Origin of the sequence: Marinactinospora thermotolerans DSM 45154 (assembly GCF_900167435.1) — a bacterium.
In the GTDB taxonomy this organism is placed as follows: Bacteria; Actinomycetota; Actinomycetes; order Streptosporangiales; family Streptosporangiaceae; genus Marinactinospora; species Marinactinospora thermotolerans.
Genome location: NZ_FUWS01000007.1, coordinates 140902 through 155778, shown reverse-complemented (window position 1 = coordinate 155778; position 14877 = coordinate 140902). Strand labels below are relative to the sequence as shown.

The window sequence follows — 14877 nt, the reverse complement described above, 5'->3', positions numbered from 1 at the left end:
TCGCCGGGCGAGTGAACGGGCACCCGGCAGGCGACCATGGGGTGCGCCGGATGTCAGGCGCGGCGTGCGGCCCAGACGGTGCGCTCGGTGCGTACCGCCAGGTCGTCGCGGCGCAGGATGCTGTTCGGGCTGTCGGTGTCGAGGAGATCGTCGAGGGCGGCGCGGTCCTCGGGGCTGAGCGCGGGGGCGACGGCACCGCGGATGCGCTGCAGGCCGCGGTAGGCGTAGCGGCCGATCGCTTCGCTGCGCTCGCCTTCGATGTTGATGGTGAAGGTGCGCTCGTCCGCAATGGTGAACCCCGCGGCGGACAGCATCGGGCCCCAGTTGGCGCCGCGGTGCGGGACGCGCTCGGCGTGGAGGCCGTCGGCCGCGGCGTGGACGCGCTCTTCGAGACCGGGCCGGCTTTCGGGGGCGTCCGCGGGCAGAAAGCGGGGAAAGCCGTCCAGCTCGACGACGGCGAACAGGCCGCCAGGAGCGAGCAGATCGTGGACGCGGGCCAGGGCGCGGTCGGGGTCGGCCATGTGGTGCATCGAGGCGGAGGCCCACACCAGGTCCGGGGTACCGAGGTCGGGCCAGTGGTCGCTGTCGAGGTCGGCCTGCACGGTACGTACGCGCCGCTCGACACCGCGGTCGCGTGCCTTCTCGCGCAGGATCTGGAGGTGCCCGGCCGAGAGGTCGACGGCCGTGACGTGCGAGTCGGGGAAGCGTGTGAGGAGCGCGAAGGTTCCCGCTCCCGTGCCACAGCCCAGATCCACGATCTGGCGCGGCTCGTTGTTCAGCGGCAGCCAGGCGGTGATGGACTCCACGTGCTCGGCGAGCACCTCGGCATCCAGGTCGAGGATCTCCGCCTGGCCGGCATCACCATGCTCCTGGTGGCCGTCATGACCATGGCCGGGCTGGTGGCTTCCTTCGCCGGGGCGGGGGGCGTGCTGGTGTGTTCGGGTCATAGCGACACCGTAAGCCTGTCATGCGCCTGCGGCATGACTATTTGCGGAATGCGCAATAAGGTGGCGTGAAGTGCTGCCTCCCGCGCAAGATCACCCGTCAGGTCGGGGGCGGGTGCGGCGGCGGCCTGTTGTTCACCGGGACCCGGGGCCGCCTCAGCCGGCTCCGGGTCCGTCGACGTCCTTGTGGTGGCCGCGGCGGGCGTCACGGTCGAAGATGCCCATGATCTCGCACGGTCCGCCAGCGGAGCCGATGGCGTGCGGCATCATGGTGGGAAACTCGGCGGCCTGGTTGGTCTCGACGCGAAAGCGCCGGTGACCGAGCATCAGGATGGCGGTGCCGGACAGCACCACCAGCCATTCACGGCCGGGGTGGGCGCGCATGCGGGCGGGATTGTCGGGTGGCGGGTCGGTCATCCGCTGACGCATCACACTCATGCCGGGGTCGCCCATGATCGGCCACCGCATCACGCCGTGGGTGCCATCGATCATCGGACTGATGACGACATCGTCGGCGGCGTTCTCTACGAGCTGGTCCAACGTGGTGTCCAGGGCGCGGGCGAGAGTGACCAGCTGGTCCAGGGCGAGGCGCCGCTGACCGTTCTCGATGCGGCTGAGTGAGGACTGGCTGAGGTTGGCGCGGGTGGCCAGTTCCTCCAGGGACCAGCCCTGCGCGACGCGCAGGGCGCGGATCCGTTTGCGTACGAGGCTGTCCAGCTGTCCATCTTCTTGCGTCATAAGCAACATGGTATGCCCTCGATGCAAGGCGGATTTAACGTCGTGTACCGGAGGTCCGGCACAGGGGACCACGGACGACGAAAGGGTGTGACATGTCTGCGCAGACGTCCCGCTACGAGAGCGACGCGCTGCCCACCGAGACCGTGGATGTGGTGGTGATCGGCGGCGGCGCCGCGGGCCTGAACGGCGCGCTGATCCTGGCACGCTCGCGCCGCTCGGTCGTCGTGGTCGACAGCGGCACCCCGCGCAACGCACCCGCCACGGCCATGCACGGATTCATTGTCCTCGACGGCACCCCACCCGCCGAGATTCTCAAGCTCGGACGCCGGCAGGTACGCGAATACGGCGGCCGGATCGTCTTCGGGGAAGTGGCCACGGCCGAACCCGCCGCCCCCTCAGCAGACGGCGACCTACGGTTCACCATCACCCTGGCCGACGGTCGCATGCTGAGGGCACGCCGGGTGCTGGTGGCCACCGGCCTGCGGGACGTGCTGCCCGAGGTGCCCGGCCTGGCCGGGCACTGGGGCCACAGCGTGGTGCATTGCCCCTACTGCCACGGCTGGGAGGTCCGCGACGAGTCCATCGGTATCCTCGCCACCGGCCCCGCCTCCGTCCATCACGCCTGGCTGTTCCGCCAGTTGACGGATGACCTCGTCTTCTTCACTCGCGGTACCGAGCTGGACGCGGACACTCGCGCCCGCTTCGCCGCCCGCGACATCCGCATCATCGAGACCGACGTCAAGGAGGTCGTCGACGAACAGGGCGCCCTCGCCGGCGTCCGCCTGACCGACGGCACCTTCGTGGCACGGCGGATTCTGGCCGTGGCCACGCAGATGCAGGCCCGTACCGAGGGCGTGGAGGGTCTGAAACTGCCGATGGAGGACCTGCCCGGCAACACGGGCCGCCGTTTCGCCTCCACCCTGGCCGGCGCCACCGAGATCCCGGGCGTGTGGGTGGCCGGCAACGCCACCGACCTCACCGCCCAAGTCGGCGCCTCCGCCGCGGCCGGGGCCCTGGCCGGCTCCCACATCAACGCCCTGCTGGCCACCGCGGACACTGACGCCGCGCTCGCCGCCGCACAGAAGGCCACCGGCTGACGCATGAGCCCCCGCCGCTGAAGAACCGCGCGGACCGCGGTCCAACGGTCCGCGCGGTGCGGAAGTCCCTACCTCACCAACGTGGCGACCGGCCTGTCCCGGCGCTGCTTCCGCATGCCCCTTCGAAAGGAAACCATGAGTACTGATCAGCCTCCCCAGGCGGCCGCGCCAGTGAGCAATGGGGACGCGCCGGATGCGCGTCAGCTGCGCGCGATCCTGATCACCGTCTCGATCGCGCTGATGGCCGTCATCGCCTCGGTGTCCGGGCTGAACGTCGCCCAGACCCACATGGCGGTCGAATGGGGTGCCTCCCAGACCACCGTTCTGTGGATCATCAACATCTACACGCTCGCCCTGGCCGCCCTGCTGCTGCCCCTCGGAGCGATCGGTGACCGGCTGGGCCGCAAGCCCATGCTGATCACCGGTCTGATCATCTTCGCTACCGCCAGCGTCGCCGCCGGCCTGGCCCCCCTCGGCCACGGTGATGATCGGCGCCCGTGCGGCGGCCGGTATCAGCGCCGCCATGATCATGCCGATCACGCTGGCCGTCATCACCTCCACCTTCCCCGAAGAGAAACGGGGCAAGGCGATCGGTGTATGGACCGGTGTCGCCGGAGGCGGTGGCATCCTGGGCATGTTCCTCTCCGCTCTGCTGCTCGACGTCGCCGACTGGCGGTGGCTGTTCGTGCTGCCCGTGGTACTGGCCGTCGTCGCATTGGCGATGACGCTGAAGACGGTGCCCGACTCCCGCGAACGCTCCCCCCATTCCTTCGACACCATCGGCGCGCTGGTCTCCACCATCGCCGTGATCGGTTTCATCTTCGTCCTGCACGAGGGGGCCGAGGTCGGCTGGAGCGACCCTCTCACCCTGGTCGGCCTGGCCGTCGGCGTAGTCGCCGCTATCGCCTTCGTGGTCTGGGAGCTGCACCGCGGTGATGCCTCGCTGCTGGATGTGCGCCTGTTCCGTGAGCGCGGTCTGGCCAGCGGCTCGATCACACTGCTGGTCGTCTTCGGTGTCCAGGCCGGTATCGCCGTCGTGCTCTTCCCGTTCTTCCAGGCCGTGCTGGGCTGGTCCGGGCTGCTGTCGACCGTGGCGATGATGCCCATGGCCGTCATGATGATGGTGACCTCGGGCCTGGCCCCGAAGATGGCCACCAAGATCGGCGCCCGCTCCACCATGACCGTGGGCGTCGCCCTGGTCACTCTCGGCCTGGTACTGATGGCGCTGTTCGTGTCCGTTGACGGCGGCTACCTGTCCATCCTGGCCGGCATGCTCGCCATGGGGATCGGTATGGGCCTGTCGATGACCCCCTCCACCGAGGCCATCACCAACTCGCTCCCCCGTGCCAGGCAGGGGGTCGCCTCCGCGCTCAACGATGTCACCCGCGAGCTCGGCACCGCCCTGGGGGTCGCCATGCTCGGCGCGCTCCTGGCGGGCGGCTACCGCAGCACCATCGACGGCAGGCTCGACGGCGTTCCCATGGGCGCCGCGGACACCGCCCGCGAAGGCATCGCCAACGCCATCGAGGTAGCGCCCACGACCGGCGCCCACGCCCAGGACCTGATCCACGCCGCGCAGCAGTCCTTCGTCGACGGCTGGCAGCAGGCCATGTGGGCCGGCGCCGCCGTCATGGCCGCACTGCTCGCCTACGTCGCCCTGCGCGGTCCGAAGAACACCGCGCCCCGCCAGGCCGACGACGCGGCGGTCCCGGAGGTCGGGGCCGCGGAGAACGCCGCCGCCCGCTGACCCCGCAGGACCTGTCCCGCAGACGGTGTGGGGACCGTCGGGCACGCCGCGACACCGTGGTGGGCCCGACGGCCGCGCGGCTCCCGGCACAGCCCACCACCTCGGCACATATCAGGAGTGGCACTCATGAGCGACGTCGAGCTGACCGCGGACGGCTTCGACGAGGTCATCTCCGGAAACGGCGTTGTGATCATCGGCTTGCGGATCGATCGGTGCGGCCCGGGCCCGGACCCGCCGTGGTGTGCGCGGCGGTCTGCGCCGCGCTATCGCAGCCGGGCGCGGACCACGGTACCGTCCGGCCGGTGGCGCGGATCGTCACGACCGCGTTCGGGAACGCCTTCGCCCGACGGGTGGACGCGCACGGACAGAAGGGATCCGGCCTCCCGGCTCTCTGCGCTGACCGCTGCTCCCCGGGACCCCGGGGAGCGTTCCGACCGAGCGCGCAGTGTCGTCGGTCCCGGCCCCTTGCCACTCAGCGTCGACAACGCTCGTGGTCACTACATCTAGGTCAGCTCGGCGAAGCGCTCCACCCGGTCGGTCTTGCCGGCGACGATGATGATGTCGCCCTTCTGCGGCACCGTCTCGGCCGTCGCGTAGGTGAACTGCTCGCCGTGCCGCTTGATGCACACCACCGTGATGCCGTGGGTGGCGCGGATCCCGCTCTCGCCGAGCTTGCGCCCGAGGATCTCGCGGGGCGCGCGGGTCTTGCCGAGCGCGAAGTCCTCCTCGATCTCGACGTAGTCGAGCATCCGGCCCGACACCAGGTGAGCCACGCGCTCGCCCATGTCGTGCTCGGGCAGCACGACATGGTGCGCGCCGATCTGCTGGAGGATGCGGCCGTGCCGGCGGCTGATGGCCTTCGCCCAGATGTTGGGCACCCCCATGTCCACGAGGAGCGAGGTCGTGAGGATGCTCTCCTCCAGATGGGTGCCGATCGCCACGACGGCCCGGGAGAACTCCTGCGCCCCGACCTGGCGCAGGGCCTCGTCGTCGGTGGAGTCGGCGACGACGGTGTGGGTCAGGGAGTCGGCGTAGGCCTGGACGAGTCGGGGGTTGCTGTCCATGCCGAGCACCTCCCACCCGTGGGTGACCAACTCCAGGGCCAGGGAGCTGCCGAAGCGGCCCAGCCCGATGACGAGCACCCGTTTGTCGTGGGTCTTGTTGTGCTGCACTGGCTCTCCTCCGTGCGTTCTCACCCGATGATGGGCCGTGCCTCGGCCAGGTCGTAGCGGCGGGTGCGCTCCCGCAGCGCCAGAGCCGAGGCGAACGTGATGGGCCCGACCCGGCCGGCGAACATCAGCATCGCCAGCATGAGCTGGGCGTGTTCCGGCAGATCGGGCGTGATCCCCGTGGACAGTCCCACCACCGCGGACGCCGAGACCACCTCGAACAGGATCTGCTCCATGGCGAAATCGGTCGTGATGAGCAGGTAGACGGTCGCCGTGGCCACCACCGTCATCGACAGGAAGGTCAGGCTCAGGGCCTGACGGATGGCGCTGGAGGACAGCCGCCGCCCGAAGGCGTGGACGTGCGGGTGGCCGCGCACCTCGGCCCACACCACGAGGAGGATCACCGCGAACGTGGTCACCTTGATCCCGCCCGAGGTGCCCGCGCTGCCACCGCCGACGAACATGAGCATGATCGTGACGAACAGCGTCGAGTCCTCCATGGCGCCCACATCGACCACGTTGAGACCGCCGCTGCGCGGCATGACACCGTGGAACGCGCCCGCCAGCAACCGGTGGAGGGTGTCCATCGTCCCCAACGTGGCGGGGTTGGACCACTCCAGCGCCGTCACCACGACCATGCCGATGGCGAAGAGGGCGCCGCTGGTGTAGACGGTCATCTTGGTGTGCAGTGTCCACTGACGTGGCGCGGTGAACCTGCGGCGCAGCTCCAGGAGCACGGGGAAACCCAGCCCGCCGAACATCGTGGCCAGCGCGATCGGGACGAGGATGATCGGATCGGAGACGAACCTGGTGAGGCTGTCGCCGTACAGCGACAACCCGGCGTTGTTGAAGGCCGACACGGCGTGGAAGACGCCGCTGTAGATCGCCTCGGGCAGCGTCATGTCGTAACTCAGCCACATGCGCGGCACCAGCACCAACGCGACCAGCACCTCGCACACCAGGGCGAGTTTGAGGACCCGTCCGGCGATCCCCCTGACCTCGCCCACGTTGAGGCTGCGCGTCTCGGTCTGCACGCTCAACTGCATGCGCAACCCGAACCTGCGGATGACGACGATGCCGAGCAGCGAGGCGAGGGTCATGATGCCCAGCCCGCCCACCTGGATCAGACCCAGGATGACGAGTTCGCCGAACACGGACCAGTGGCCGCCGGTGTCCACGATCGCGAGCCCGGCCACGCACAGGGCCGAGGTCGAGGTGAAGAACGCCTCGGTGAACCGCGCCCCCTCACCGTCGGCGTGCGCCGCCGGCAGCAGGAGCAGGACCGTTCCGAGGAGGTCGACGGTCGCGAAGGCGAGAACGAAGAGCCGGGCGGGGCGCCGCCAGAGGTTCCCCTTCCCCGGGGAGTGCGCAAAACCGGGGAAGGCGCGCTCCCGGTGCAGCAACCGCACGATCCTGCTGCGCGCCCCGCGCAGGCTCCCCAGCATCTCTACGTCCGCCACCTCGTGTCCGACAGCCGCCGAGGCGGCCCTTCCAGGGATCGACGGTAGCGCTGTCGGGCGTTCCGGGCCAATCGACCTGCGGTGTTGATGACAGGCATCCGGCGGGCCGGGCGCAGCCGATCGGAACCGGCTCAGTCGATGCTGCCACCGGCGGTGTCGGTGCGGACCGGAGCCAGCCCGAGCTTGCGGTAATGGCGGCTGCGCGAGCCGAGCACGGCCGCGGCGAGCACCGTGGCGATGAGGGAGGCGATGAGCACACCGCCCTTGGCGTGGGCCAGCTCGACCGGGTTGGCGGCGAAGGACAGCTCGCTGATCAGCAGCGAGACGGTGAAGCCGATCCCGGCCAGCAGCGACATGCCGGCGATGTCGATCCACTTCAGCGAGGGGTTCAGCTCGGCGCTGGTGATCTTGGTGGTGATCCAGGAACCGCCGAAGATGCCGACGAACTTGCCGCCCACCAGACCCGCGATGACGCCCAGGGCGACGGTGTCGGTGAACAGGCTGCCCAGGCCGTCGAAGACGACGCCGGCCGACATCAGCGAGAAGATCGGCAGGGCGATGGCCGACGACCAGGGGCGCAGCAGGTGTTCGGCGCGGTGACTCGGGTCGTGCTCCTCGCCGGGCAGCTTGCGGGTGCGCATGAGCATGCCCATCGCGACACCGGCGATCGTGGCGTGCACGCCACTGGCGTGCATCAGGGCCCAGATGGCGAAGGCCAGCGGAACGTAGACGACCCAGTTGGGCAGCGCCGAGCGGTCCAGCGCCGCGGCGATTCCCCGGCCCCGCTGGAGGTAACCGAACACGGCGAGCAGCGCGAAGGCGCCGAACAGGGGCAGGAAGGCGAGATCGGCGGTGTAGAAGATCGCGATGACGATGATCGCGCCGAGGTCGTCGACGATCGCCAGGGTCAGCAGGAAGGTGCGCAGCGCCGGCGGCAGGTAACGGCCGATGACGGCGAGGATCGCGACGGCGAAGGCGATGTCGGTGGCCATCGGGATGCCCCAGCCGTGCAGCGCCTCGGCCCCGCGCGACATGTTGATCACCGCGTAGATCAGCGCGGGGACCACCATCCCGCACAACGCGGCGATGATCGGCAGCATCGCCCGCCGCGGGTTGCGCAGCTCGCCGTTGACGAACTCCTGCTTGAGCTCGTTGCCGACGATGAAGAAGAAGATCGCCAGCAGGCCGTCGGCGGCCCACGCCTCGACCGAGAGGTGCAGGTGCAGTGACTCGGGGCCGAAGGAGAACGTCCGGATCGCCTCGTAGGCGGGTTCGAGCGGGGAGTTGGCCCAGATCAGCGCGATGACGGCGCCGGCGATGAGGATGCTGCCCGAGACCACGTCCTTGCGCAGCCACGAGGCGAGTCGGTTCGTGCCGTCTGTCCTGGTCATGCTCACGCCCCCTGGGAGTCGGTACACCAAAAACGTTCGCCGACCAGACTTCCCGGCACACCCGTGGGGTGCAGGTCCGATCCGGAACCTGTTCCGACGGATGCCGGATCCCCTCGGGCACTATGCCAGCGCGCTGCCCGGTTTGTCCAAACGTGCGAGGTCCTGGTGTCGAGCCGGAGGCGGGGGAGCCCCCGACCGCGAGCGGGAGCGCGCCGGCGTGTGAATCACATCACCTGTGTCGCGCGCCCTCGTGGTCGGCGTGTCCGGCCGGCTCCAGTTGCAGCGTGGAGTGCTCCACGTCGAAGTGCCCGGACAGGCAGGCGTGCAACTCGTCCAGCATCCGGCCGGAGTCGCCGAGCCGCTCGTCCTCGACCACCACGTGCGCCGACATCACCGGAACGCCCGAGGTGATGGTCCAGGCGTGCAGGTCGTGCACACCGAGCACCCCGGGCTGGCGCAGCAGATGGTCGCGCACCTCGTCGAGGTCCATGTCGCGCGGGGTGGCCTCAAGGAGGATGTGGGTCGCCTCGCGCAACAGGCTCCAGGCCCGCGGCACGATGAACACCGCGATCCCCAGGGAGACGAGGGAGTCGGCGCGTTCCCAGCCGGTCAGCCATACGATCGCGCCGGCCGCGATGACGCCGAGCGAGGACAGCGTGTCGCTGAGCACCTCAAGGTAGGCGCCGCGCAGGTTGAGGCTGTGGGAGTGGCCCTCGCGCAGCAGGAACAACCCCACGATGTTGACCGCGAGGCCCACGGCCGCCACCGCCAGGACCGTGGGGCCGACGACCGGTTCGGGGGCGAAGAGGCGCTGGACGGCCTCGTAGGCGATGTAGGCGCACAGCCCGAACAGCAGGAGCGCGTTGCAGGCGGCGGCCAGGATCTCGGCCCGTTGGAAGCCGAACGTCCGCTTCGCGCAGGAGGGGCGTCCCGCGATCCAGACGGCGAACAGCGCCAGCACGATGCCGAAGGAGTCGGCGGCCATGTGACCGGCGTCGGCCAACAGGGCCAGACTGCCCGAGGCGAGACCGCCGAGGATCTGGACGACCATCACGGCCAGGGTCAGTCCCAAGACGATGGCGAGTCGCCCTCGATGGGCTGCCGCGGCGGTTCGATGGCCGTGGTCGTGGCCATGGCCCATGGGACCTCCTCGTGTCGTTGGACGGCCGGTGGGCGCGTGTGCCGGTCCCGGTGGACGGGGACACTCTCTGTTTATACAGCCAAGACTGTCTATACAGCAAACAATGTACAATGATTTTCATGTTGACCACCGAGCAACGCCTCTCCGCGCTCCACCGCCTCGGACGGGCCCTGGCCGACCCCACGCGCTGCCGGCTCCTGCTGGCGCTCCTGGACGGACCCAGCTACCCCGCCAAGCTCGCCGAACACCTCGGACTGACCCGACAGAACGTCTCCAACCACCTCGCCTGTCTACGCGAGTGCGGTCTCGTGGCCGCCACCGCGCGCGGTCGGCAGGTCAGCTACGAACTGGTCGACGCCTCGCTCACGCACGCCCTGGAGGACCTGCTCAACGTGGTCTGGGGGGTCGCCCAGGACCACGTCCCCCCGGGGGAGTCCACCCCGGTGCGGGCCGGCTGAACCCGACGCCGCCCTCAGGAGGCCGCCAGCTCCGCGCGCCATCGCGCCGCCAGCTCGGCGCGGTCGAGAAGGGAGCAGTCCCCGCACATGTCACCGCGCGGCGCCCGGTAGAACAGGCAGCACGAACGGCGGGCGAAGAAGCGCTCGGGCCGGGCGGGAAACGGGTGTTCGACGGTGCCGAGTCCGGCCATCGGTCCCGACCCGATCAGGGCGTCGGCGATGGCCTCGGCCGTGTCGGCCTGGCGGGGCCAGCGGCGGGACAGCATCCACACCGCGCCCCCCACGGCCGAGGCGGCGTTGCCCCACAGCAACCGCTCGGCCACCCGCACTCGCCCGCGCACCGCGGCCACGAGGGGGCGCAGGTGCTCCTCGACGACCGTGCGACGCAGTCCCGCGGCGGCGGTGGCGGGGTCGGACGGGTCCAAGACCGTGGCGCGGGCTTCGGCCAGGTGGAGTCGCTCCGGTCCCGTCTGCGACCCGCACCGGTACAGCGACGTGGCCGGAAGCTCCACCAGGGCTCCCCGGCAGGCCGCGGCCAGGGCGGGGGAGACGAGACGGGCGGCCAGGCCCAGGAACATGATCGAGGCCGCCACACGCGCCTCGGCGGGTTCGTGCCTGCGCCGAACCGTCTCGATGCGGGCGTCCACCAGGGCCGGCGTCGCGTACAGCCGGGCGAAGGAGTACAGGTCCGGCGTGTCGGGGAGGGTGGTCGACAGCGAGAAGAAGCCCCCGAGGGCGTCGACGTCGTCGATGAGCTCGGCCGTGTCGGCGTCGGAGAGAGCGCGGTCGCGCGGGACGTCCTCAGCCCCGGTCACGGGTCCCGTGGTCATCGCACTGCTCCGCCTCGATCGCCTCGCATAGCGCCTCCAGCCCCTTGACCAGCCCGTTCAACGTCTCGGTGTCGAGCCGGGCCATCGCGATCTCGCTACCGCGCTCGCCGACGTTCCACAACTCGTCGATGAGCTCCTGCCCCTTCCCGGTCAGACCGATGCGGCGCACCCGCCGGTCGTCGGGGTCCTCGCGCCGGTGCACCAGGCCGCGGGCGACCATCCGATCCACGATACCGGTCAGTGTGGCGACGCTCACGCCGATGCCCCGGGCCAGTTCGTGTGCCGCCATCTCGCCGTCGACCGCCAGCAGGACCAGCGCCTTGAGCTGCTGGATCGTCAGTGTCGTGGTGAGCAGGGAGAAGGAGCGGTCGCGCATGGCCAGCCGGGCGCTGCGCAACCGCAGTTCGCGCAGCCGGAGGAGGAGCTCCTCCCTGTCGTCGCCACCCGCTCCATGAACGCGCATCCCTGAGATCCCGTCGAGTCTTCCCTGATGTTTCACTGATTTGTATCACTCTGATGTGATTTTCAAAGTGACACGAAGTATCGTGAACTGCGCGTGCCCGGCATAAGCCGCGCGGTCCCCCTGCTCAGCTCCGCGCGGAGCCCCCAAAAACCTTCACCGCCCGTCGAGGCGGTGCCGTTTCCAGCGCGAACAGCTTTCGAGGAGCACCTCTTTCATGTCCAGATTGGCCAAGATGAGCCTTGCCAACCGGGCGCTCATCCTGCTGATCACGCTCGCGTCGATCGTCTTCGGTGTGATAGCCACCGGATCGGCCAAGCGTGAGCTCATGCCATCGATCGAACTCCCCATGGCCGTGGTGGGCGCCCAGTACCAGGGAGCCTCCCCCCAGGTGGTCGAGACGGAGATCGTCGCTCCGCTCGAACAGGCGGTCAAGGGCGTTCCCGGTGTCAGCGGATACACCTCCACCGCGGCCAACGGCTCCGGCTCGGTCATGGTCGAGTTCGACTACGGCGACTCCACCGACGACGTCGTCCGCGACCTCCAGCAGGCCGTCGACCAGATCCAGCCCATGCTGCCGGAGGACGTCGATCCCTACGTGCAGGCGTTCGGCATCGACGACCTTCCGGTCGTGATGCTCGCCGCGGGCGCAGGGGACGGCGACGAGCAGAAGCTGGCCGAACCGCTCGAGGAGCAGGTCGTCCCCGAGCTGGAGTCGATCGACGGCGTCCGAGGCGTCCAGGTCGTGGGTGTGCGCGAGTCCAGCGTCACCATCACGCCCGACGCCGACGAGCTCGCCGACGCCGGCCTGAGCGTCACCGACCTCACCAACGCCCTGCAGTCCAGCGGCGTGCTCTCCCCCGGTGGCGACGTCACCGAGGACGACCGCACCCTCACCGTCACCACCGGCGGCCGGCTGGAGTCGCTGGAGGAGGTCGAGGACATCTGGCTGATGCCGAGCGGTGCCCCGGCCGCCGCGCAGCAGACGCCCCAGGGCATGGGCGGGGCGGCCCCCGCGGCGCCCGAGCCGGTGCAGCTCAAGGACGTCGCCGAGGTCGAGCTCAGGCAGGACCCGGCCAGCAGCATCACCCGCACCGACGGTGAGCCCAGCCTCGGCATCATGATCACCAAGACGCCCGAGGGCAACACGGTCGAGATCTCCGAGGCCGTGCAGGACGCACTGGACGAGCTCACCCCGCTCCTCGGCGACGACGCCGAGATCAGCATCGTGTTCGACCAGGCGCCCTTCATCAACGACTCGATCATCGCAATGGCGGAGGAGGGCGCGCTCGGCCTCGCCTTCGCGATCATCGTCATCCTGGTCTTCCTGCTGTCGCTGCGCTCCACCATCGTCACCGCGGTCTCCATCCCGGTGTCGCTGCTGGTCGCGATGCTCGGGGTGCAGGCCTTCGGCTACTCGCTGAACATCCTCACGCTGGGCGCGCTCACCGTCGCCGTCGGCCGAGTGGTCGACGACTCGATCGTGGTGCTGGAGAACATCAAGCGCCACATGGGCTACGGCGAGGACAAGTACACGGCCGTCTACACCGGTGTCCGCGAGGTCGCCGCGGCCATCACCTCCGCCACCCTGACCACCATCGCGGTCTTCCTGCCGGTCGGCTTCGTCGGGGGCATGGTGGGCGAGCTGTTCCGCCCGTTCGCCGTCACCGTCAGCGTCTCGCTGGCCGCGTCGCTGCTGGTCTCGCTGACGATCATCCCGGTCCTGGCCTACTGGTTCATGAAGCCCAAGGAGGTTCCGGCCGAGGAGCTGGAGCGGCTGAAGGCCGAGGAGTACCAGCGCGAACTGCGCAACCCGTTGCAGCGGGCCTACCTGCCGGTCATCCGCTGGGCCACCGCCCACCGGGCGATCACGCTGGTCGCGTCCGTGGCGATCCTCATCGGCACGCTCGCGCTCGTCCCCCTGCTCAAGACCGAGTTCATCGGCGACCAGGGGCAGAACACCGTCTACGTCACCCAGGAGCTGCCGGTCGGCACGTCGCTGGAGAAGGCCGACGAGGAGGCCCTCAAGGTCGAGGAGAAGCTGGAGGAGCTTCCCTGGATCCAGTCCTACCAGTCCTCCATCGGCGGCGGCGGCATGGCCGGCATGATGGGCGGCGGAAGCGACACGATCCAGTACACGCTCACCACCGACCCCGACGGTGACCAGGCCGAGTACAAGGAACGTCTGCGCGAGGCGCTGGACGAGGTCGACACCGAGGCCGAGACGCGCATCGACCAGACCGGCGGCATGGGCAGCACGCTGGAGGTCCAGGTCAAGGCCGAGGACCAGGAGACGCTGGAGGAGGCCGCCGAGCAGGTCGAGCAGGCCGTCCGGGACATCCCCGGGGCCGCCGACGTGCAGAACAGCATCGCGGCCGAGCAGCCCGCCCTTGAGGTGCAGGTCGACGCGGAGCAGGCCGCCGAGGAAGGGCTGACCGAGGGCCAGATCGGCCAGGCCGTCACCCAGGCCTTCCAGGGGGCCCGCGCCGGCACCGCCACGATCGACGACGTCCAGCGCGACATGGTCGTGCGCGTCGAGGAGGCGCCCGCCAGCGTCGAGGAGCTGGAGGACCTGGAGATCGCCTCGCCCCGGGGCGAGGTGCGGCTCGGCGACGTCGCCGAGGTCGAGGAGGTCATGCAGGCGCCGGAGCTGTCGCGCAGCGACGGCGTGCGCAGCGCGACCGTCTCCGCGACGCCGACGGCCGACGACCTCGGCGCCGTGACCGCCGAGCTCACCCAGGCCCTGGACGGGCTCGACCTGCCCGAGGGCGCCACCGCCGAGATCGGCGGCGTCAGCGCCGACCAGGACGAGGCGTTCGCCCAGCTCGGCATCGCCATGGTCGCCGCGGTCGCGATCGTCTACCTGATCATGGTGGCCACGTTCAAGAGCCTGATCCAGCCGCTGATCCTGCTCGTGTCCATCCCGTTCGCCGCGACCGGCGCGCTGGGACTGCTGCTCATCACGGGGATCCCGCTGGGGCTGCCCGCGATGATCGGTCTGCTGATGCTGATCGGCGTCGTCGTCACGAACGCGATCGTGCTGATCGACCTGATCAACCAGTATCGCGAGGAGGGGATGGAGCTGCGCGAGGCGGTGATCGAGGGATCGCGGCACCGGCTCCGTCCGATCCTGATGACCGCGCTGGCCACGGTCGGCGCGCTCACGCCGATGGCGCTGGGCATCACCGGCGGCGGGGCGTTCATCTCCCAGCCGCTGGCGGTCGTGGTGATCGGCGGTCTGATCACCTCGACGCTGCTGACCCTGGTGCTGGTCCCGGTCCTGTACACGATGGCCGAGGCGCGCAAGGAGAAGCGCGCCCTGCGTCAGGCCGAGCGGCGTGAGGCGGCCCTGGCCGCGGCGGGCACCGCCAAGAAGCCGGCGGCCACCGACGACACCGAGAAGGAGACGGACAAGGAGTGACCCCGTCTCCGGTCTCGCCGG

Annotated in this window: 12 protein-coding genes and 2 pseudogenes; 5 read left to right on the top strand and 9 right to left on the bottom strand. The window is 69.9% G+C overall.

Going from position 1 to position 14877, the window contains the following annotated elements:
- Positions 1-53: 53 nt before the first annotated feature.
- Both B5D66_RS14155 and B5D66_RS14150 read right to left on the bottom strand, forming a co-directional pair.
- Positions 54-947, bottom strand: coding sequence for a class I SAM-dependent methyltransferase (locus B5D66_RS14155; RefSeq protein WP_078762198.1), 894 nt, complete (start codon positions 945-947; stop codon positions 54-56).
- Between the two features lie 153 nt (positions 948-1100).
- On the bottom strand, positions 1101-1682 hold the full coding sequence (locus tag B5D66_RS14150; protein ID WP_200813648.1) for an XRE family transcriptional regulator: 582 nt from the start codon (positions 1680-1682) through the stop codon (positions 1101-1103).
- A 92-nt stretch (positions 1683-1774) separates the two neighbouring features.
- On the opposite strand from B5D66_RS14150, the gene B5D66_RS14145 reads away from it, so the two are divergent.
- On the top strand, positions 1775-2779 hold the full coding sequence (locus tag B5D66_RS14145) for an NAD(P)/FAD-dependent oxidoreductase (RefSeq protein ID WP_078762196.1): 1005 nt from the start codon (positions 1775-1777) through the stop codon (positions 2777-2779).
- 200 nt (positions 2780-2979) lie between these two features.
- On the opposite strand, the gene B5D66_RS26340 is transcribed toward B5D66_RS14145, so the two are convergent.
- Entirely contained in the window at positions 2980-3114 is a 135-nt protein-coding gene (locus B5D66_RS26340; RefSeq protein WP_268805372.1) for a hypothetical protein, read from the bottom strand.
- Between B5D66_RS26340 and B5D66_RS26565 the strand changes: the two are divergent.
- A pseudogene (locus B5D66_RS26565) lies at positions 3068-3184 on the top strand (hypothetical protein); the annotation flags it as partial. The gene B5D66_RS26340 and the pseudogene B5D66_RS26565 sit on opposite strands and share 47 nt — an antisense overlap.
- Before the next feature lie 73 nt (positions 3185-3257).
- Positions 3258-4526 (top strand): annotated as a pseudogene (locus tag B5D66_RS14140) (MFS transporter); the annotation flags it as partial.
- 503 nt (positions 4527-5029) lie between these two features.
- On the opposite strand, the gene B5D66_RS14135 reads toward B5D66_RS14140, so the two are convergent.
- The 4 genes from B5D66_RS14135 to B5D66_RS14120 form a co-directional block, all read right to left on the bottom strand.
- Positions 5030-5698, bottom strand: a complete 669-nt coding sequence (locus tag B5D66_RS14135) for a potassium channel family protein (RefSeq protein ID WP_078762195.1) — start codon at positions 5696-5698, stop codon at positions 5030-5032.
- A 20-nt stretch (positions 5699-5718) separates the two neighbouring features.
- Entirely contained in the window at positions 5719-7155 is a 1437-nt protein-coding gene (locus B5D66_RS14130) for a TrkH family potassium uptake protein (protein WP_394330055.1), read from the bottom strand.
- A gap of 131 nt (positions 7156-7286) precedes the next feature.
- Positions 7287-8546, bottom strand: coding sequence for a Na+/H+ antiporter NhaA (nhaA, locus tag B5D66_RS14125; RefSeq protein WP_078762353.1), 1260 nt, complete (start codon positions 8544-8546; stop codon positions 7287-7289).
- A gap of 229 nt (positions 8547-8775) precedes the next feature.
- On the bottom strand, positions 8776-9687 hold the full coding sequence (locus B5D66_RS14120) for a cation diffusion facilitator family transporter (RefSeq protein WP_078762193.1): 912 nt from the start codon (positions 9685-9687) through the stop codon (positions 8776-8778).
- A gap of 110 nt (positions 9688-9797) precedes the next feature.
- Here B5D66_RS14120 and cmtR point away from each other — a divergent pair, with 110 nt between their 5' ends.
- A complete protein-coding gene (cmtR, locus tag B5D66_RS14115; RefSeq protein ID WP_078762192.1) occupies positions 9798-10145 on the top strand; it encodes a Cd(II)/Pb(II)-sensing metalloregulatory transcriptional regulator CmtR in 348 nt (115 codons plus the stop codon).
- A 14-nt stretch (positions 10146-10159) separates the two neighbouring features.
- Here the strand turns inward: cmtR and B5D66_RS14110 are convergent, their stop codons facing one another.
- Both B5D66_RS14110 and B5D66_RS14105 read right to left on the bottom strand, forming a co-directional pair.
- Positions 10160-10975, bottom strand: a complete 816-nt coding sequence (locus B5D66_RS14110; protein ID WP_078762191.1) for a (2Fe-2S)-binding protein — start codon at positions 10973-10975, stop codon at positions 10160-10162.
- Positions 10947-11438 (bottom strand): MarR family winged helix-turn-helix transcriptional regulator, encoded by a 492-nt coding sequence (locus tag B5D66_RS14105; protein WP_078762190.1) that lies wholly within the window; start codon positions 11436-11438, stop codon positions 10947-10949. Before B5D66_RS14105 ends, B5D66_RS14110 begins: the two co-directional genes overlap by 29 nt.
- A gap of 214 nt (positions 11439-11652) precedes the next feature.
- Between B5D66_RS14105 and B5D66_RS14100 the strand changes: the two genes are divergently transcribed.
- Positions 11653-14856 carry an efflux RND transporter permease subunit gene (locus B5D66_RS14100; RefSeq protein ID WP_078762189.1) on the top strand — a complete coding sequence of 1068 codons (3204 nt, stop codon included), beginning with the start codon at positions 11653-11655 and terminating at the stop codon, positions 14854-14856.
- Positions 14857-14877 lie beyond the last annotated feature (21 nt).

What these genes read in the sequence shown, in the direction of transcription:
- B5D66_RS14155 (WP_078762198.1), bottom strand. Translation starts at nt 947, where the DNA reads ATGACCCGAACACACCAGCACGCCCCCCGCCCCGGCGAAGGAAGCCAC.
- B5D66_RS14150 (WP_200813648.1), bottom strand. Translation starts at nt 1,682, where the DNA reads ATGACGCAAGAAGATGGACAGCTGGACAGCCTCGTACGCAAACGGATC.
- B5D66_RS14145 (WP_078762196.1), top strand. Translation starts at nt 1,775, where the DNA reads ATGTCTGCGCAGACGTCCCGCTACGAGAGCGACGCGCTGCCCACCGAG.
- B5D66_RS26340 (WP_268805372.1), bottom strand. Translation starts at nt 3,114, where the DNA reads ATGATCCACAGAACGGTGGTCTGGGAGGCACCCCATTCGACCGCCATG.
- nhaA (WP_078762353.1), bottom strand. Translation starts at nt 8,546, where the DNA reads ATGACCAGGACAGACGGCACGAACCGACTCGCCTCGTGGCTGCGCAAG.
- B5D66_RS14120 (WP_078762193.1), bottom strand. Translation starts at nt 9,687, where the DNA reads ATGGGCCATGGCCACGACCACGGCCATCGAACCGCCGCGGCAGCCCAT.
- cmtR (WP_078762192.1), top strand. Translation starts at nt 9,798, where the DNA reads ATGATTTTCATGTTGACCACCGAGCAACGCCTCTCCGCGCTCCACCGC.
- B5D66_RS14110 (WP_078762191.1), bottom strand. Translation starts at nt 10,975, where the DNA reads ATGACCACGGGACCCGTGACCGGGGCTGAGGACGTCCCGCGCGACCGC.
- B5D66_RS14105 (WP_078762190.1), bottom strand. Translation starts at nt 11,438, where the DNA reads ATGCGCGTTCATGGAGCGGGTGGCGACGACAGGGAGGAGCTCCTCCTC.
- B5D66_RS14100 (WP_078762189.1), top strand. Translation starts at nt 11,653, where the DNA reads ATGTCCAGATTGGCCAAGATGAGCCTTGCCAACCGGGCGCTCATCCTG.